Source organism: Mesorhizobium sp. CA14 (assembly GCF_020165195.1).
GTDB lineage: Bacteria > Pseudomonadota > Alphaproteobacteria > Rhizobiales > Rhizobiaceae > Mesorhizobium.
Genome location: NZ_JAIUHR010000010.1, coordinates 1 through 17,825, shown reverse-complemented (window position 1 = coordinate 17,825; position 17,825 = coordinate 1). Strand labels below are relative to the sequence as shown.

The following is a 17,825-nucleotide window of genomic DNA, read 5'->3' as shown; positions in this document are numbered from 1 at the left end:
TCAACGAAATACCGCTCACAGGCCGAACTCCGCGCGGATCTTGTCGCTGTGCTCGCCGATGCGCGGGGCGGCGCGATCCACCCTGGCGCGCGCGCCGTCGACGCGCAGCGGCGTGCGGGTGGTGAGGATCGAGACATTGTCCTCGCGGGTCACGGTCTGCAGCATATCGAGGGTCTTGAAGCCCTCACTTTGCATCAATTCCGGCCAGGTCAGCACCTTGGCGCACCAGACGTCGGCGGGCTCGAGGATGGCCAGCCATTCGTCGATGGTCTTTTCCGCGATGCGTCTGGCGATGATCGCCTTGATCTCGTCGCGGTCGGTGAACCAGGTCGCCGGTCTGTCGCGGAACGGGGAGAGCTCAGGTAATCCGAGCAGATCGGCAATTTTCGGGATCGGCGTCATGGCGACCGCCAGGTAGCCGTCCTTGGCCGGATAGACGCCGTAAGGCGCCGAGAGATAGGCATGGGCGCTGCGGAAGGACGAGCGCTTCGGCGGGCGGCGGCCGTCGTTGAGATGCGTGGTCAGCACTTCGAACTGGAAATCGATCAGCGCTTCGAGCAGGCTGGTTTCGACGTGGCCGCCCTCGCCGGTGATGCCGCGCCGCACCAACTTGGCGAGGATGCCTTGGGCGCAGGCGGCGCCCGCCAGCATATCGGCGATCGCCAGCCCGAACGGCACCGGCCCCTGCTCCTCGTCGCCGTTCAGCCACATGACGCCGGAACGCGCCTGCGCAAGCAGATCCTGGCCGGGGCGCTTCACCCATGGCCCTTCCTCGCCATAGCCGCTGATCGAGGCATAGACGAGCCGGGGGTTGATCGTGCTGACATGCTCATAGTCGAGGCCGAGGCGTTCAATGACGCCCGGCCGGAAATTCTGGATCAGCACGTCGGCCTTGGCGATCAGACCGCGCAGCGCGGCGAGGTCGGCTTCGTTCTTCAAATCGACGGCAAGGCTTTCCTTGCCGCGGTTGATGGCGTGGAAGATGGTGGAATCGCCGCCGATCTCGGTGTCGCTGAGATAGAGCCGGCGCGACAGGTCGCCGCCGTCGGGCCGCTCGATCTTGATGACGCGCGCGCCGAGGTCGAGCAGGCGCAGCGAGCAATAGGGTCCCGACAGGAACTGACTCATGTCGATGACGACGAGGCCGGTCAGCGGAAGTTCGTTGTCAGCGGCCACGATTCACTTCTCGGTTTTGCCGGCGAAATCGGCCGGGTTCTTGTATTTCACCGTCTGCAGATGCTCGCAGTAGAGCACCAGCTCTCCTTCACCCTTGAAGACTTCATAGCTGGCGCGGATCAGGCCCATGTCCTGGTAGCGCGGCCTTTTGTCGAGGTTGGTGCGGATCGAGTAGATGGTGTCGCCGATGAAGACCGGCTTGATGAAGCGCAGTCTGTCATAGCCATAGGAAAAGGCGTTGAGGCAGTTGGTGGCAACGAGGCCGAGCCCGGCCGAGAACACGAAGGCGCCCGCCACCAGCCGCCGGCCGAAGATGCCTTCCTTTTCGGCGAACATTTGGTCCGCCACGTAAGGGTGGATATCCAGCACCAGCGTATTGAACATGTGGCTTTCGCCCTCGGCGATAGTGCGGCGAAGCGAGCGGATTTTGTGGCCTGGCTGCCAGTCCTCGTAGAACCAGTTTTCCGAATTCCAGACAGGGATTTCGGCATGCGCCTCAGGCATGTCGACAGGATGCGTCGAGGCGATGCCGAGGGTCGGCGAGAACGCGCTCACGCTGCTCTCCGGGAAGTTCCGGCGCGGCCTGCAAGGCGGTTCCGGGCACGATGCCGGATGGCGAGATGCATGGTCGCTTTCCTCCCACGGTTTTCTTTTGTGAATAATATTTTCACATATGGGATTGCCTTGCAAGCGACGATCGGCGAAATTTTCGCAAGGCCGGCACTAGCGGAGGAGCCGCCGGCGATGCCAGGAAGATCGATACAAAGCGCCTGTCTTGTCTTTGTCGGCAGCCTCAATCGCGAGGCGCCCTATTTCCAGGGCGCGCGGCGTCGGTCTCGGCGTCTACGCCTTCGACGAGGCGACGCTCGCCGCGCAGAAGCTTGCCGAGACCGACGAGATCGGAACGCCGATGTGCGTGCGGATCACGCAAGACCGGCCTCAATCCTAATCTTAGCGAGTGGCGTTCTCAGCGACTGACTTTGCTCACTGGCTGACCCGGGCGAACGAGCCTGTATAGGTCTGGCCGGCAAGCGCGTAGGTGACGTTGAGCGTTCCTGGCGACGCCATCGTGGCGGTGATGTCCGCGCCGTTCGGCAGGCGCCCGAGCTTCAGAGTGTTGCCGGCGATCCTGCCGGAGCCATCGGCAACGCCCGGCTTGTTGTCGGCCAGATCGCCCCATGCGTAGCTTGCCGTCACCTGCCCGCCTGAGGACACGGTCAGCACAGCCAGCTTGCCGTCATACATGCCGTTGAGCTGCCCCGTCCATATGCCGGAGAATGCGGCGTATCTGGCCGGAACGCCCTTGCCGGGCGGAACGACCGCAGCCGTCTGATCCAGCACAGCCGAATTCGGCGAAGCCGGCGCGGGAGCAGCAATGGCGGCCGGGACAGGTTGCGGGTCAGCAACAGGCTGTGTGTCTGGAGTCGATCGACAAGCGGCAAGCGCGACCGCAATGCAAAACATCGGCAAGAGACTCTTTGGCCGCGCAAGCGGCCCAGATCGAACCCGTCCCTGCACCAGTTTCCCACCCAAAACCGGAACTCTCATAAGCGTCCCTCCGACAGGAAGCCTTAGCCTAGTTGCGGCCACCGGCATAGGGACTTCCTCCGGCGCTTGTTTCGCCGAATATGACCTGCGTTCGCTTGCGTTGGAGCGGCTTTCCCAGGGACGATATCTCGACTTGCAAAGCATCCATCGAGCTCCGTCGCGCAGGGCATGATGCTGGAACTCCCGCCGCTGCCCTGCGTTCCCAAGAAACCAGCGGTGATTGCGCTCCACAAATTCGAGCAAAAATCGGTTGCGGATCTCTCGATAAGAACGCGATAAGAGCACGGAGTTCCAGCCATGGCTTTCACGCTTGAGAGTTCAGCCTTTGAAAACGGGCAGACCATTCCCGAGCCCTATGTCCGCAACGGAGGCAATCTGTCTCCTCCCCTGCGATGGAAGAATGCGCCAGCCGGGACCAAAAGCTTCATGCTTGTCGTCGAGGATCCCGATGCGCCACGCGGCATGTTTCGCCATTGGGCGGTCTATGACATTGCCGCCGGCCGGGACCGCCTGCCCGAAGGCACCGCCGGGCCAGAAAGTTTCCGCCAAGGCGTGAACGACTTCGGCAATGCCCATTACGACGGTCCTCAGCCGCCAAAAGGACACGGCGTTCACCACTATCATTTCCGCCTTTCAGCTCTCGACGTGGAGACGCTGGAAACTGGCGGGAAGACGGGAATCGCGGATCTTCTGGCGCTTGCGAAGCCGCATGTGATCGCCACCGCCGACCTCGTCGGCACCTATGAAAGCCGTTGATGCGCGATCCGAAGCGGCCTGTCGGCGTTCGATCATGGCCCCGTTCGAATAAGGAGAAAACAATGCCGGACAAGAAAACCATCGAAAAGGCGCGCGAAGACAAGCGCGAAGGCAAGTCGGCAAGCACGCAGGCCGGCGAATTCGTTCACGCGGAAATCGACAAAGTCCGCCAAGGCAAGCACGGCGCCCGCTCGACCAAACAGGCGATCGCCATCGGCCTTTCGGAGGCGCGCCGCGCGGGCGTCGACCTGCCTCCGCCCAAGAAAGGCGATGTGAAGGAGAGCACGCGCAAGAGCGCCGAATACGCTTACGAGGCAGGCCAGGGCGAACGGAAGCCGAAGCGTCAGCCGAAGGTCTCGAAGGCGGTCTCGAAGGTGCTCGAGGGCGAGCCGAAAAGCACCGCCTCCCGCAAGGCCCTGTCGCGGCAGGCCAAGAGCGCCGCATTCGGCCGCACAGCCGAAGAGCGGTCAGCGTCGGCCCGGAAAGCCGCGCAGACCAAAGGCGCCGCCGGACGATCGGCGGCAGCGCGCAAAGCCGCCAGGACCCGCGCCGAACGCGGTTAGCGCAGTACCAGGAAAGGTGTGAGCGGTTTTCCGTTCGGCCGGCTGAAAAATTTGCTCAGGAAGGACTGTTTGGTGGAGCCAATCGGAATCGAACCGACGACCTCTTGAATGCCATTCAAGCGCTCTCCCAACTGAGCTATGGCCCCACTCCCGGCAGTCAGCCGGCGCCGTTTCCGGCGAAGAGATCCGGCGCGGTTGGGACCGCGCCGTCGTTTAGTGCTGGCGGCTTCTAGCGCCGCCTTCGGTCAAGATCAAGCCTTCAAAGACCGCTTTTTCGTCACAGGCAAAAATGGCCGGCAACAATCGCGCCGAGGCTGGAATCAGACCTCGTCCTCGTCGTCGCCGACGCCGATCATATCGGCGACGTCGTCATCCTCTTCCTCTTCGTCGGCAAGGAAGGTGTCGTCGTCATCGTCGCCGAGGTCCACGTCCTCGTCGTCGCCGAGATCGGGAAGATCATCGCCGCCGCCCTTGGCCTCGTCATCGGCTTCCTCGAGCGAGACGACTTCGGCGCCTTCCTCCTCGTCGGCGTCCAGTTCTTTGTCGGCGACTTCCTCATCCTCCTCGATGGCGGAAATCTTGCCTTCGTCGAAATAGGAGCGCGGATAGCTCTTGCCGGTATAGGGCGAGACGATCGGGTCCTTGTTGAGATCGTAGAATTTCCGTCCCGTCTCAGGGTCGATGCGTTTGGTGCCAAGTTCAGCTTTTGCCACGTCAGGCCTCGTCAATAAAAGAGTGGTCCCCTTAACCGCAGTTTGGAGCGCTGTCAAAGCCAAAAGCCGGCGTCGTAAAGGGTTGCGTTCGAACGACGCCAAGGGGATGACCATTGCCGCGCGCCGTGATACGAGACCGCCGCAACACGACGAACCGCGCCGGCCTGCCGGCATTTCATTTGGACGACAAAATGTCTCATTCCGCCGCCGCTAAACCAGCCACGGCCCGCAAATCCCCTGCCCTTGCCGGCACAGCGCGCGTGCCGGGCGACAAGTCGATCTCGCACCGCTCCTTCATGTTCGGCGGCCTGGCCTCCGGCGAAACCCGCATTACCGGCCTGCTCGAGGGCGAGGACGTGATGCGCACGGGCGCCGCCATGAAGGCAATGGGGGCCCATATCGAAAAGACGGGCGCCGAATGGGTGATCCGCGGCACCGGCAACGGCGCATTGCTGCAACCGGAGGGTCCGCTCGATTTCGGCAATGCCGGTACCGGCTCGCGCCTCACCATGGGCCTCGTCGGCACCTATGACATGGAGACGAGCTTCATCGGCGACGCTTCGCTCTCCGGCCGGCCGATGGGCCGCGTGCTAGACCCGCTGCGCCAGATGGGCGTGCAGGTGCTGAAGGCCGCTCCCGGCGACCGCATGCCGATCACGCTGCGCGGCCCGAAACATGCAGCACCCATCACCTATCGCGTGCCGATGGCGTCGGCCCAGGTGAAGTCGGCGGTCCTGCTTGCCGGCTTGAACACGCCGGGCATCACCACGGTCATCGAGCCGGTGATGACGCGCGACCATACCGAAAAGATGCTGAAAGGCTTCGGCGCCAATTTGACCGTCGAAACCGACGAGCGCGGCGTGCGCCACATCTTCATCGAGGGCCAGGGCAAGCTCACCGGGCAGACGATCGCCGTGCCGGGCGACCCCTCCTCCGCCGGCTTCCCGCTGGTGGCGGCGCTGATCGTGCCGGGTTCGGACATCGTCATCGAGAACGTGCTGATGAACCCGACCCGCACCGGGTTGCTGCTGACCCTGCAGGAAATGGGCGGCAAAATCGATATTCTCAATCCGCGCAATGCCGGCGGCGAGGACGTGGCGGACCTGCGCGTGCGCTCCTCCGAGCTCAAGGGCGTCATCGTGCCCCCGGAACGCGCGCCGTCGATGATCGACGAATATCCGGTGCTGGCCGTCGCGGCGAGCTTCGCCGAGGGCGAGACGCTGATGCAGGGGCTGGAGGAACTTCGGGTCAAGGAATCCGACCGCCTGGCGGCGGTGGCAAGAGGCCTGGAGCTCAACGGTGTCGACTGCACCGAGGGCGAAGCCTCGCTCGCCGTGCGCGGCAGACCGGGCGGCAAGGGGCTGGGCGCTCATCCCAACGGCCCCGATACGGCGGTGAAGACCCATCTCGATCATCGCATCGCCATGAGTTTTCTGGTGATGGGACTGGCGACGGAAAAGCCCGTGACCATCGACGACGCCAATATGATCGCGACGAGCTTTCCGGAGTTCATGGGGCTGATGAAGGGGCTGGGCGCGGAGATCGAGTAAAGGCGATGAGATTGAGCCGACTTGAGATGCTGGCGGGGTGTGAAGGATCGCTGCGCTCGCCTTTTGCATCGCCTCCTTCGATCGCTGCGCCCGTCCAATGACCACCCCCTTCACCATCGCCATCGACGGCCCCGCAGGCGCGGGCAAAGGCACGCTGGCCCGCCGGCTTTCCGACCACTATCGCCTGAACCTGCTCGACACCGGCCTCACCTACCGCGCCGTGGCCCACAAGCTGCTCGAACTCGGCCTGCCGCTCGACAATGTCTCGGCCGCGGAAACCGCGGCGCGACAGGTCGATCTCTCGAACCTCGACCGCACAGTGCTTTCGGCGCATGCGGTGGGCGAGGCGGCCTCGAAGGTCGCGGTCATTCCCACGGTGCGGCGCATCCTGGTCGAAAAGCAGCGGGCTTTCGCCAAGGCGCCGCCGGGCGCGGTGCTCGACGGTCGCGACATCGGCACGGTGGTGTGCCCGGACGCCGACATCAAGCTCTATGTCACGGCAAGCGCCGAAGTGCGCGCCAGGCGCCGGCTGGCCGAGATCGAGAGCATGGGCGGCAGCGCCGATTTCGCCACCATCCTCGCCGACATCGAGCGCCGCGACGAGCGCGACATGGGCCGCGCCGACTCGCCGTTGAAGCCCGCGGCAGACGCGCACTTGCTTGATACCAGCGAAATGGCTATAGAAGCCGCGTTTCTGGCGGCGATGGCGATCGTTGACGAGGTCCTTGCCAAGAGAAACAAGGCTTGATTGGGCTTTTCGGTTGCCTTGAGCGGCGAAAATACCCATATCGGGCACGAACCAGCCTGCCAGCATTCTTCATGCGCCGGACTTGCCACTTGATAAGTGGCCAAGGGCTCTTCAGCCCGGAACGCCGGCAGGCTCACGCAACGCTAACCCACGGCGCCCGCTCCGCGAAAGAAGCGGAGCATTCCAGGAGAAACAATGTCAGCTGCTAATCCGTCTCGCGACGATTTCGCGAGCATGCTCGAAGAATCATTCACCGCCGGCCATTCCGGCGAGGGCCAGGTTGTCCGGGGCACGATCACCGCGATCGAAAAGGACATGGCCATCATCGATGTCGGCCTTAAGGTCGAAGGCCGCGTGCCGCTGAAGGAATTCGGCGCCAAGGGCAAGGAATCCTCCCTCAAGGTCGGCGACACCGTCGAAGTCTATGTCGAGCGCATCGAGAACGCGCTTGGCGAAGCCATGCTGTCGCGCGAGAAGGCTCGCCGCGAAGAGAGCTGGGTGCGTCTCGAAGAGAAGTTCACCAAGGGTGAGCGCGTCGAAGGCGTCATCTTCAACCAGGTCAAGGGCGGCTTCACCGTCGACCTCGACGGCGCCGTGGCCTTCCTGCCGCGCAGCCAGGTCGATATCCGCCCGATCCGCGACGTTACCCCGCTGATGCACAATCCGCAGCCCTTCGAGATCCTCAAGATGGATCGCCGCCGCGGCAACATCGTGGTGTCGCGCCGCACCGTGCTTGAGGAGAGCCGCGCCGAACAGCGTTCGGAAATCGTGCAGAACCTCGAGGAAGGCCAGGTGGTCGAAGGCGTGGTCAAGAACATCACCGACTACGGTGCGTTCGTCGACCTTGGCGGCATCGACGGCCTGCTGCATGTCACCGACATGGCATGGCGCCGCGTCAACCATCCGACCGAAATCCTCAACATCGGCCAGACGGTCAAGGTGCAGATCATCCGCATCAACCAGGAAACCCACCGCATCTCGCTCGGCATGAAGCAGCTGGAGTCGGATCCGTGGTCGGATATCGGCACCAAGTTCCCGATCGGCAAGAAGATCAAGGGCACCGTCACCAACATCACCGACTACGGCGCGTTCGTCGAGCTGGAGCCGGGCATCGAGGGCCTCATCCACGTTTCTGAAATGTCGTGGACGAAGAAGAACGTGCACCCCGGCAAGATCCTGTCGACGACCCAGGAAGTCGACGTGGTCGTGCTCGAGGTCGATCCGGCCAAGCGTCGCATCTCGCTCGGTCTCAAGCAGACGCTGGAGAACCCGTGGGAAGCCTTCGCGCGCAACCATCCGGTCGGCAGCCAGGTCGAGGGCGAGGTCAAGAACAAGACCGAGTTCGGCCTGTTCATCGGCCTGGAAGGCGACGTGGACGGCATGGTGCACCTCTCCGACCTCGACTGGACTCGTCCGGGCGAGCAGGTCATCGAAGAGTACAATCGCGGCGACATGGTCAAGGCGCAGGTGCTCGACGTCGACATCGAGAAGGAGCGCATCTCACTTGGCATCAAGCAGCTGGCCCGTGACACGGTCGGCGAAGCAGCCACCAGCGGCGAGCTGCGCAAGAACGCCGTCGTCACCTGCGAGGTGATCGGCGTGAAGGATGGCGGTCTGGACGTGCGGCTGGTCGACAGCGGCATCGAGACCTTCATCAAGCGTTCCGACCTTTCCCGCGACCGCGACGAGCAGCGCCCCGAGCGCTTTACCGTCGGCCAGAAGGTCGACGCCCGCGTCATCGCCTTCGACAAGAAGACCCGCAAGCTGCAGGTCTCGATCAAGGCGCTGGAAATCGCCGAGGAGAAGGAAGCGGTCGCCCAGTACGGCTCGACCGACTCCGGCGCGTCGCTCGGCGACATCCTGGGCGCGGCGCTGAAGAAGCAGGGCAACTAAGCTTCTTCGCTGAGCAGTGACAAAAAACCCCGTCGGAGCGATCCGGCGGGGTTTTTCTTTTATCGGAATATCTGCGCTGTCAGGCCCGGCCGTAGAGCGGAACCAGCGTGCCGCTCATGGCCTGGTTGGCGGGCGAGGCGAGATAGGCGATCGCTTCGGCCGCGGCCTCGAGGCTGACCCATTTGCTGAAATCGGCGTCCGGCATGCTGTCGCGGTTGGCCTGCGTGTCGAGCGTGGAAGGCGCCACGGCGTTGACCAGGATGCCCTTGTGCTTCAGCTCCTCGGCCATCGCTACCGTCATGGCCGCGACCGCCGCCTTGCTCGCCGTATAGGCGACCATGCCCGAACCTTTGCGCGGTTCCAGCGCCGCCCGCGCGGTGACGTTGACGATGCGGCCGGCCGTGTTGGAGGCCAGCATCGAGCGCACGGCGGCGCGGCTGCACAGGAAGGCCGTGCGGGCGTTGGTGTCCATCATTTCGGCGAAGGAAGCCGATTCGATCTTTTCGACCGGCGCCATGGTGAAGCCGCCGGCAAGGTGGATCGAGGCCCAGAGCGCGGGCACCTGATGGTAGAAGGCGTCGACCTTGGCCGAATCCGACAGGTCGACATTGTGCGCCAGATGCACGCTGGCATGGGCTGCGTAAGGAAAATGCGGCGGGGCCGCCGCGTGGGCATTGGGCACGTGGCAGATCGCGCCTTGCTCCAGCAACCTGCCGACAACCGCGCCGCCGAGCGCCCCAGTGCCGCCCGTCACCACGACATGCCTGCCATTCAGCGTTTCCGTCATACCTAGACCGCTCCTGTCATTTTTTTATGATTATATCTTGGGTTATGCTGCCCCAGGCTCAAACGTCGCGCCTTTCGCGCTGTCACTCAATTGAAATATCGACATGGCTGGCGCAGCGTCTTTGCATGCGTCGGACCGTGGCGGGCGACGCCAATTGGCGGTGCGCCGGCACGGGCCGAGCAACGGCGGCACCAGCCTTCAGTCGACGGTGATTTCGATAACGCGCGGCTTGGCCGCCGCCCGCGCGCGCTTCAGCGCCTCCACCAGACCGCCGACCCCGGTCAAGCGCTCGGCCTCGATGCCGTAAGCCTCGGCGAGCTTGCAGAAATCCGGCGGCGCCGGCGAGACGCCGACCGGCTCGACGCCGACATCGAGCATTGAGGTTTCGATCTCGCGATAGCCGCGATTGTTCCAGACGACGAAGATCACCGGCGTCCCGGCATCGAGTGCGGCGCCGATCTCCGGCAGGGTGAACTGGAAGCCGCCATCGCCGGTGAGGCACACCACCGGCGCCTCGGGCACGGCGAGTGCCGCGCCGATCGCCGCCGGCGGACCGTAGCCGAGCGCGCCGAAGCCGGTCGCGGCGTTGAACCAGCCGCCGGGACGGTTGTGGTCGTAATAGAGGTTGGCGGCATAGATCGGCTGGGTCGAATCGCCGACGATGATGGCGCCCGGCAGCGCGTCGCGGATTGTCTCCACGGCGCGAACCTGCGCCAGGTATTCGGGCTTCAGCTCGGCCCGCGCGGCCTCGCGCGCGGCGGCTGCGCGGATTTCGCCGTCCTTCGCCGCAGCATGACCCGGCCCGATAGCCGACAGCAAAGCTTCGATCCCTTCGGCGCAATCGGCCTGGATGCCGACCGTTACGGGACGACGCGCGATCTGGTCGGCGCCGATATCGATGCGGATCAGGTTTTTCGGCAGCACGAAGCCGCCGTCGCCATAGCCGTCATAGTCGGTCGGGCCGAACTCGGTGCCGGCGGCGATCACCAGATCGGCGTCCGCCATCAGCGCGCGCACCGCCTTCAGGCTGGGGCTGGCCGGCACGCAAAGCGGATGGCGATGCAGCAGGCCACGCGCATTGGCCGTCTCGACGACGGGGGCGCCAAGCGTCTCGGCCAAGCGCCGCAGCGCCGCATCGGCCTTCCTGGCGCCGCCGCCCGAAAGGATCAGCGGGCGGCCGGCAGCCTTGATCAGCTTCGCCGCTTCGGCGACCGCCGCGGCGTCCGGAGCGGGCGGCGCGGCATTGCTCAGCGCCGCCGCTATGCCGTCGGCGGGCTTGACCATGACATCGGTGGGAATCTCGATATGCACCGGCCCCGGCCGCGCCGACGAAAACAGCGCGAAGGCGCGGGCGAGCGCGCCAGGCAGTTGCCCAGCTTCGGTGATGCGCTCGGAAAACAGCGCCACCTTCTCCATCATGCCGCGCTGGTCGGGCAGCTCATGCAGGAAGCCCAGCCCCTTGCCGAGCGTGTCGGTGGCGTTGACGCCGGAGATGACCAGCATGGGCACCGAATCGGCGCGCGCCTGGCCCATGGCGGTGATGGTGTTGGTGAGGCCCGGCCCGGTGATGACGAAGGCGACGCCCGGCCGGCCGCCGGCGCGCGCATAGCCGTCGGCCATGAAGCCGGCGCCTTGCTCGTGGCGCGGCGTGACATGGCGGATCTTCGAGCGCGCCAGGCCGCGATAGAGCTCGACCGTGTGCACGCCCGGAATACCGAAAACAGTGTCGACGCCATGCGCCTCGAGCAGTGTGATCAGCGCTTCGCCGATGGTGGTCATTGGTTTCCTCCCTTTAGCTCAGCGGCGCGAGGCCGAGTTCGGCCTCGACAGCCTTGATGCCGATCGCCGCCAGTTCGCCGGGCGAGAACATCTCGCCGGCCAGGCAGCCTTCAATCCAGAGCCCGTCGATGATAGCGTTGATGGCGATGGCATGATGACGCAGCTCGGCCGCGTCCGGCTTGCGCCGTTCGGCAGCGAGCACTTCGGCGACGACCGTTTCCACCTCGTTGCGAAAGCCGAGATAGCCTTCGCGATGGGCGCGGGCGAGCGCCGGATCCGCGCCAGCGCGGCCGATGAAGGTCGCCCAGAGCGAGAACACCCGCTGGTCGATGATCGGCGCGTCGAGGTTGGCGGTGACGAAAGCCGCAAGGCGTTGGCGCGGCGAGGCATCCTCCATGGCCAAAGCCGCTTTCGCCTGCTCTGTCATGCGGCCCATCAATGCCGCATAGGCCTCCTGCAGCAAATCTTCCTTGCCGGGAAAATAGTGCCGGATCAGCCCGGCGGTGACGCCGGCACGCAAGGCGATGGTGCGCAAGGTGGCGCCCTCAAGGCCATGTTCCGCCACGCTGTCCAGGGTGGCATCGATCAGATCCTGCCGCCGCCGCTCCTCGCCCTCGCGGCGGAACTTGCGGCGCGCATTCATTGGCGCAGGATCGGCCGCGTCAGGCATGTCGGCCCGCCTTCGCAGGCGATGCAGAGCGCGTCCGCCTCGAATATCTCGACCTTGCAGCCGGCGGCTTCCATCGCGGCTTTGGTCTTTGGGAAGCCAGCCACGGCAATGACCTTCAACGGGCTGGTCGGCAGCACGTTCAGGCTGAGCCCGTTGGAGGCGGCAAACTCTTGCGGGTCGCCTTCGACCAGGCGGATGCCGTGCGCCTTCAGCATCTGGTAGAACGGCGCCGGCAGAAGCGGCGAATAGACCAGGGCGAGGTCGTCGGCCAGCGGGCTGATCACCGACATCAGATGCAGGCACGCCTCTTCCCCCTGCCACAGCGGCAGGTCGAAGCCGTAGACGGAAATGCCCAGCGGCGTCAGCAAGTTCGCAACCTGCTGGATGCCCTCCTGGTTGGTGCGCACACCACGCCCGATCGCCAGCGTGCGGGCATCCAGCCATACACAGTCGCCGCCTTCGACCTGGCCGGGAGCCTCGACGCGGCCGAGGATCGGAATGCCCAGGCTTTTGTAGGTTTCCTCATGCAGCGAGGGCTCTTTGGCGCGCAACGGCTTACCCATGGACAGGATCAGCGCGCCGCGGTCGGTCATCAGCGATGGGTCATGCGTGAACACCGAATCCGAAAGGCCGTCGGCCTTGTCCTCGATCCACTCGACCTCGGCGCCGGAAGCCGCCACCAATTCGGCAAGGGCCGCGTGCTGCGCGGCGGCTTTCGCCGGGTTGAATCCCGGACCGTAGTGCCAGGCAGCCCTGTCGGCGTCGCGCATGGCATTGGCTGCCGAACGCATCAGCACACGCCGCAGCGGCGCCGCCATGGACTGTGATCCGAAAGCGCTCATCGATGCCCTTTTATGCTGAAAAAAATCGGAAAAATTTCATGGGAGGCTATTTATACACTTGCACAACAACGCCGCAAGTGCCGTAATGAGCGGGATTGACGGGCTCGCGCTGTCGGGTCCATGCTGAAGTCTGGAGTGGGCGGGACAGCGTATGTTGATTAGCCGGATGGACGTTCGACGACCTGTCGTCGGCCAAATAGAGGTCACCCGGTGAGCGCGGTGGAAGCTGCCGCAGTCCGATCCGGCGAGGCGCAAAACGGCGCCGCCGAAGCCATCCACGTCGAAAACCTGCATAAGAAGTTCGGCCAGCTGCACGTGCTGAAGGGCGTTTCGCTGTCGGCGCGCGACGGCGAGGTGGTCGCCATAATCGGCGGCTCCGGCTCCGGCAAATCGACGCTTCTGCGTTGCATCAACTGCCTGGAAAACCCGACCAGCGGCATTATCCGGGTCAATGGCGAGGAGATCAAGCTCAAGGCCGACAGCCACGGCCACACGGTTCCGGCCGACCGCAAGCAGATCGAGCGGATCCGCACGCGGCTCGGCATGGTGTTCCAGAATTTCAACCTGTGGAGCCACATGACGCTGATCGAGAACGTCATCGAGGTTCCGGTGCATGTGCTGGGCGTCAAGCGCGACGAGGCGATCGCCCAGGCCGAGAAGCTGCTTGCCCGCGTCGGGCTGGCGGAGAAGCGCGACGTCTATCCGGCGTTCCTGTCCGGCGGTCAGCAGCAGCGCGCCGCGATCGCCCGGGCGCTGGCGATCAATCCGCGCGTCATGCTGTTCGACGAGCCGACGTCGGCGCTCGATCCCGAACTGGTCGGCGAGGTGTTGAAGGTGATCGGCGACCTGGCGCGCGAGGGGCGCACCATGGTGCTGGTGACGCATGAAATGAAGTTCGCCCGCGAGGTCGCGACGCATGTCGTCTATCTCTACAACGGGCTGGTCGAGGAAGAAGGTCCGCCGGAACAGCTGTTCGGCGCGCCCAAATCCGAAAGGCTCAAACAATTCCTCCGCAATGTCGGCTAGGAGCCGGCATCAAGCGGAGCGAAAACCGGGAACAACAACAAACTGGGAGTCCTGACATGAAGACTGTTCTCAAGACCTTCGCCGCGGCGCTGCTTCTCGGCGTCGCGGCGATGGGCGGCGTGGCCAAGGCCGAGCAGGTCAAGATCGGCGTCGCCGCCGAACCCTACCCGCCCTTCACCTCGCCCGACGCCAGCGGCAAATGGGTGGGTTGGGAGATCGATTTCGTCGACGCCGTCTGCGCCGAAGAGAAGCTCGACTGCGTCATCACGCCGGTTGCCTGGGACGGCATCATCCCGGCGCTGACCACCAAGAAGATCGACGCCATCGTCTCCTCGATGTCGATCACCGACGAGCGCAAGAAGACGATCGACTTCTCCGACAAGTACTACAACACCCCGACCGCGATCATCGGGCCGAAGGACCAGAAATTCGGCGCCACGCCGGACGACCTCAAGGGCAAGGTGATCGGCGTCCAGGTGTCTACGGTGCATGCGGTCTACGCCAAGAAGCACTTCACCGGCGCGCAGGAGATCAAGGAGTACCAGACGCAGGACGAAGCCAACAACGATCTGGCCGCCGGCCGCATCGACGCGGTGCAGGCCGACTCGATCGCGCTCGGCGAATTCCTCAAGACCGACCAGGGCAAGGCCTGCTGCGACCTGAAGGGCATGGTGGCTCCGGACGACGAAGTGCTCGGACCGGGCGTCGGCGTCGGCATCCGCAAGGAAGACACCGCGCTCAAGGAAAAGTTCAACGCCGGCATCAAGGCGATCCGCGCCAACGGCAAGTATGACGAGATCTCGAAGAAATATTTCGACTTCGACATCTATGGCGGCGCCACGCAGTCGAACTGAGCCCTCTCGCACATGAGTGAGGGCATGGCGCGCGCCATGCCCGACCTTGCCACGCATGCAAGTCGCTGACCCGACGATCAGCGGCTTGCCAGCAATCCGGGGGCGAAGCTGATCGACGCCTTTCTTCCGGCCTCCGCGGCCGGCATCATGGAACTCCTGTCGCCCGTGGCGCCCGGCTGGGGCGGCACGCTGCTTGTCGGGCTGCTGCATTCGATCGAGATCGCCGTGGGCGCCACCTGCCTCGGCCTGATGATCGGCACCGCCGGCGCCTTCGGCAAGCTCTATGGCGGCCCGGTGACGCGCGATCTGCTCGCGGTCTACACGACCATCGTACGCGCCGTGCCGGAACTGGTGCTGATCCTGCTGCTCTATTATGCCGGGACAGATCTCATCAACCAGATGCTGACGGCGATCGGCTATCAACGCGTCGACATCAGCGGGCTCGCGGCCGGCATTTTCGTGCTGGGCTTCGTTCAGGGCGCCTATTCGACCGAAGTCATCCGCGGCGCCATCCTCGCCATCCCGCAAGGCCAGATCGAGGCCGCTCGCGCCTACGGGATGTCGCCCGGCCTGATGCTGCGGCGCATTACGTTGCCGGCCATGCTGCCCTTCGCCATCCCCGGTCTTGCCAATCTGTGGCTGATCGCCACCAAGGACACCGCGTTGCTTGCCGTCGTCGGCTTCTTCGAACTGACGCTGGCAACGCGTCAGGCGGCCGGCGTCACCAAGGCCTATTTGCTCTTCTATCTCGCTGCCGGCGCGCTCTATCTCGCGCTCACGCTGTTCTCCAACCTGATCATCGGCCGCGTCGAAGCCTGGTCGCGGCGAGGCATGCCATCCGTCAAGGAGGCGCGCTGATGTCAGCCGAAGCCATCGCGATCAATATGGCGGCGCGGGCCTCGATCTGGCTCAGGCCGCACCGCATCGTGCTCATCCTGATCGCCTTGGCGCTGGTGCTCTGCGCGACGTTCTTCATGCGCTGGGACTGGCTGCCGCAATATTGGGAAATGGGCCTGATGGGCCTATGGCGGTCGCTCTGGATCCTCGCCGTCACCTGCGCGTTGGGCTTTGCGCTTGCGGTGCCGCTCGGGCTCGCCCAGGCCGGCGGACCGATCTGGTTCTCGGCGCCGGCAAAGGCCTTCTGCACCATCATCCGGGGAACGCCGCTGCTCCTGCAGCTCTGGCTGCTCTATTACGGCCTCGGCTCGATCTTCCCGCAATATCCGTGGATCCGTGAATCCTGGCTATGGCCGTATCTCAGGCAGGCCTGGCCCTATGCCGTGGTGGCGCTGACCTTTTCCTTCGCCGGCTATGAGGGCGAGGTGATGCGCGGTGCCTTTGCCGGCGTGCCGCGCGGACAGCTCGAGGCCGCTCGCGCCTTCGGCATGAGCCGCTGGAAAATCTTCCGCCGCATCTGGCTGCCGCAAGCCTTCTACCGGGCGCTGCCGACACTGACGGGCGAGACGGTGCTGCAGCTGAAATCGACGCCACTGGTGGCGACGATCAGCGTCATCGACATCTTCGCCGTCTCCGCCAAGGTGCGCCAGGACACCTATCTGACCTACGAGCCTTTGCTGCTCCTGGCGCTGATCTATATGACGATCACCGGCATCCTGGTCTTCGTCTTCAGCCGGATCGAGGCGCGGATTCCGGTAAAGATCGGATAGTGAATGGTGAATAGTGAATGGTGAATGGTGAATGGCCATAGGGCTCCGCTTCCCATCACACCGACTACTGACTATTCACTATTCACCATTCACCAGGGCACCGCCAATGCAACTCACTCTCGCCCAGGCAACAGGCCTATGCCGGATGGCGGCGCTCGGCGCCGGCGCCAATGAGGAAGCGGCACAGTCGCTGACCGCTTCGATCATCGCCGCCGAGGCCGAGGGTCTGTCGACGGTGGGGCTGTCGCATTTCATCGACTATCTCGAGGCGCTCGAAGCCGGCCGCATCGACGGCAATGCCGATCCGGCAATCACCCGGCCGGCGCTCGCCGTCTATCTCTCCGACGCGCGCCGCGGTCTTGCCCATACGGGCTTCGACCGCACGATCGACGACCTGGTCAAGGCAGCGAAGCTGTTCGGCGTCTCGATCTTCTCGCAGAAGAACGCCTATACGTGCGGGGCGCTCGGCTATTTCACCGGTCGGCTGGCCGAACAGGGGCTGGTTTCCTTTGCTGCCACCAACGGGCCGGCGGTGCTTGCCGGCTCGGGCTCGGTCAAGCCGGTCTATTGCACCAATCCGATGTCCTTCGCGTCGCCCGCCGCCGACGGGCCGCCGCTGGTCATCGACCAGTCGTCGAGCGCGACCGCCTTCGTCAACATTCGCAAAGCGGCCGAGGACGGAAAGAAAATCCCCGAAGGCTGGGCGCTGGATGCCAGCGGCAACCCGACCACCGATCCGGCGGCGGCGATGAAGGGCGCGATGCTTGCCTTTGGCGGCCAGCGCGGCGCCAACATCGCTCTAATGGTCGAAGTGCTGGCCGCGGGCATTTCCGGCGCCAACTGGTCGCTCGACGCACCCTGGTTCACCGATGGGGCGGAGAGCCCCGGCACCGGCCTTTTCGTTCTGGCGATCGAGCCAAAACTGCTCGACCCGGATTTCGAGCAGCGCATGAAGGACCAGCTCGACCGGCTGCGGCGGCGCTATGGCGTGTATATTCCCGGCCGCTCTCGTGCCGAAGCCGCGGAGAAGGCAAAGGCACGCGGCATCACCACCTCCAGGGAGGTCGTGCAGCGCATCTCCGAATTCGCCGAGCGTTACTCGGCCTGATTTTCCCTGCCCTGTTGCACCTTCCCCGGCCTGACGCGGCACATCTACGGCAGCCCACGCCGCGAGCCGCCTAGAGCGTTTCACCGCTCGATAGAATCGGAAGGGATTCCCGCTCGGTTGGATTTGTGATTCAAGATGCTGGCTG

Annotated in this window: 19 protein-coding genes and 1 tRNA gene; 11 read left to right on the top strand and 9 right to left on the bottom strand. The window is 64.5% G+C overall.

What is annotated here, in order from left to right; genetic code table 11:
- Positions 1–15: 15 nt before the first annotated feature.
- Together LB565_RS13235 and LB565_RS13230 are read right to left on the bottom strand one after the other, a co-directional pair.
- On the bottom strand, positions 16–1,176 hold the full coding sequence (locus LB565_RS13235) for a CaiB/BaiF CoA transferase family protein (protein ID WP_224584591.1): 1,161 nt from the start codon (positions 1,174–1,176) through the stop codon (positions 16–18).
- A gap of 3 nt (positions 1,177–1,179) precedes the next feature.
- Positions 1,180–1,731: a MaoC family dehydratase gene (locus LB565_RS13230; protein ID WP_224584589.1), complete on the bottom strand. Its 552-nt coding sequence runs from the start codon at positions 1,729–1,731 to the stop codon at positions 1,180–1,182.
- A 220-nt stretch (positions 1,732–1,951) separates the two neighbouring features.
- Between LB565_RS13230 and LB565_RS13225 the strand changes: the two genes are divergently transcribed.
- The gene (locus LB565_RS13225; protein ID WP_224584588.1) at positions 1,952–2,125 is read left to right on the top strand and encodes a hypothetical protein; all 174 of its coding nucleotides are present in this window, start codon (positions 1,952–1,954) and stop codon (positions 2,123–2,125) included.
- Positions 2,126–2,160: 35 nt separating this feature from the next.
- On the opposite strand, the gene LB565_RS13220 is transcribed toward LB565_RS13225, so the two are convergent.
- The gene (locus LB565_RS13220; protein ID WP_224584585.1) at positions 2,161–2,517 is read right to left on the bottom strand and encodes a hypothetical protein; all 357 of its coding nucleotides are present in this window, start codon (positions 2,515–2,517) and stop codon (positions 2,161–2,163) included.
- 504 nt (positions 2,518–3,021) lie between these two features.
- On the opposite strand from LB565_RS13220, the gene LB565_RS13215 reads away from it, so the two are divergent.
- Positions 3,022–3,480, top strand: coding sequence for a YbhB/YbcL family Raf kinase inhibitor-like protein (locus LB565_RS13215; RefSeq protein WP_224584583.1), 459 nt, complete (start codon positions 3,022–3,024; stop codon positions 3,478–3,480).
- A gap of 62 nt (positions 3,481–3,542) precedes the next feature.
- Positions 3,543–4,043: a DUF6496 domain-containing protein gene (locus tag LB565_RS13210; RefSeq protein WP_224584581.1), complete on the top strand. Its 501-nt coding sequence runs from the start codon at positions 3,543–3,545 to the stop codon at positions 4,041–4,043.
- 70 nt (positions 4,044–4,113) lie between these two features.
- Here the strand turns inward: LB565_RS13210 and LB565_RS13205 are convergent.
- A tRNA-Ala gene (locus tag LB565_RS13205) sits at positions 4,114–4,189 on the bottom strand.
- Positions 4,190–4,363: 174 nt separating this feature from the next.
- Positions 4,364–4,756 (bottom strand): TIGR02300 family protein, encoded by a 393-nt coding sequence (locus LB565_RS13200; protein ID WP_224511695.1) that lies wholly within the window; start codon positions 4,754–4,756, stop codon positions 4,364–4,366.
- 191 nt (positions 4,757–4,947) lie between these two features.
- On the opposite strand from LB565_RS13200, the gene aroA reads away from it, so the two are divergent.
- The 3 genes from aroA (at position 4,948) to rpsA (ending at position 8,947) form a co-directional block, all read left to right on the top strand.
- Positions 4,948–6,306: a 3-phosphoshikimate 1-carboxyvinyltransferase gene (gene aroA, locus LB565_RS13195; protein ID WP_224584579.1), complete on the top strand. Its 1,359-nt coding sequence runs from the start codon at positions 4,948–4,950 to the stop codon at positions 6,304–6,306.
- 97 nt (positions 6,307–6,403) lie between these two features.
- Entirely contained in the window at positions 6,404–7,054 is a 651-nt protein-coding gene (gene cmk, locus LB565_RS13190) for a (d)CMP kinase (RefSeq protein ID WP_224584578.1), read from the top strand.
- Positions 7,055–7,249: 195 nt separating this feature from the next.
- On the top strand, positions 7,250–8,947 hold the full coding sequence (rpsA, locus tag LB565_RS13185) for a 30S ribosomal protein S1 (RefSeq protein ID WP_224511698.1): 1,698 nt from the start codon (positions 7,250–7,252) through the stop codon (positions 8,945–8,947).
- A gap of 79 nt (positions 8,948–9,026) precedes the next feature.
- On the opposite strand, the gene LB565_RS13180 is transcribed toward rpsA, so the two are convergent.
- The 4 genes from LB565_RS13180 to LB565_RS13165 all read right to left on the bottom strand — a co-directional run bounded on the left by LB565_RS13180 (position 9,027) and on the right by LB565_RS13165 (position 13,025).
- Entirely contained in the window at positions 9,027–9,734 is a 708-nt protein-coding gene (locus tag LB565_RS13180) for an SDR family NAD(P)-dependent oxidoreductase (RefSeq protein ID WP_224584576.1), read from the bottom strand.
- A 198-nt stretch (positions 9,735–9,932) separates the two neighbouring features.
- Positions 9,933–11,513 (bottom strand): 5-guanidino-2-oxopentanoate decarboxylase, encoded by a 1,581-nt coding sequence (locus LB565_RS13175; RefSeq protein ID WP_224584574.1) that lies wholly within the window; start codon positions 11,511–11,513, stop codon positions 9,933–9,935.
- 13 nt (positions 11,514–11,526) lie between these two features.
- Positions 11,527–12,183: a TetR family transcriptional regulator C-terminal domain-containing protein gene (locus LB565_RS13170; RefSeq protein WP_224584572.1), complete on the bottom strand. Its 657-nt coding sequence runs from the start codon at positions 12,181–12,183 to the stop codon at positions 11,527–11,529.
- Complete coding sequence (locus LB565_RS13165; RefSeq protein ID WP_224584570.1) at positions 12,153–13,025, bottom strand: dimethylarginine dimethylaminohydrolase family protein; 873 nt, start codon at positions 13,023–13,025, stop codon at positions 12,153–12,155. Before LB565_RS13165 ends, LB565_RS13170 begins: the two co-directional genes overlap by 31 nt.
- A gap of 210 nt (positions 13,026–13,235) precedes the next feature.
- Here LB565_RS13165 and LB565_RS13160 point away from each other — a divergent pair, with 210 nt between their 5' ends.
- The 5 genes from LB565_RS13160 (at position 13,236) to LB565_RS13140 (ending at position 17,680) form a co-directional block, all read left to right on the top strand.
- Positions 13,236–14,051 carry an ABC transporter ATP-binding protein gene (locus tag LB565_RS13160; RefSeq protein WP_318012154.1) on the top strand — a complete coding sequence of 272 codons (816 nt, stop codon included), beginning with the start codon at positions 13,236–13,238 and terminating at the stop codon, positions 14,049–14,051.
- A gap of 56 nt (positions 14,052–14,107) precedes the next feature.
- The gene (locus tag LB565_RS13155) at positions 14,108–14,905 is read left to right on the top strand and encodes a transporter substrate-binding domain-containing protein (RefSeq protein WP_224584568.1); all 798 of its coding nucleotides are present in this window, start codon (positions 14,108–14,110) and stop codon (positions 14,903–14,905) included.
- 147 nt (positions 14,906–15,052) lie between these two features.
- Positions 15,053–15,763, top strand: coding sequence for an ABC transporter permease (locus LB565_RS13150; RefSeq protein ID WP_224584566.1), 711 nt, complete (start codon positions 15,053–15,055; stop codon positions 15,761–15,763).
- Positions 15,763–16,572 (top strand): ABC transporter permease, encoded by an 810-nt coding sequence (locus tag LB565_RS13145; protein ID WP_224584564.1) that lies wholly within the window; start codon positions 15,763–15,765, stop codon positions 16,570–16,572. Before LB565_RS13150 ends, LB565_RS13145 begins: the two co-directional genes overlap by 1 nt.
- A 106-nt stretch (positions 16,573–16,678) precedes the next feature.
- Complete coding sequence (locus LB565_RS13140; protein WP_224584562.1) at positions 16,679–17,680, top strand: Ldh family oxidoreductase; 1,002 nt, start codon at positions 16,679–16,681, stop codon at positions 17,678–17,680.
- Positions 17,681–17,825 lie beyond the last annotated feature (145 nt).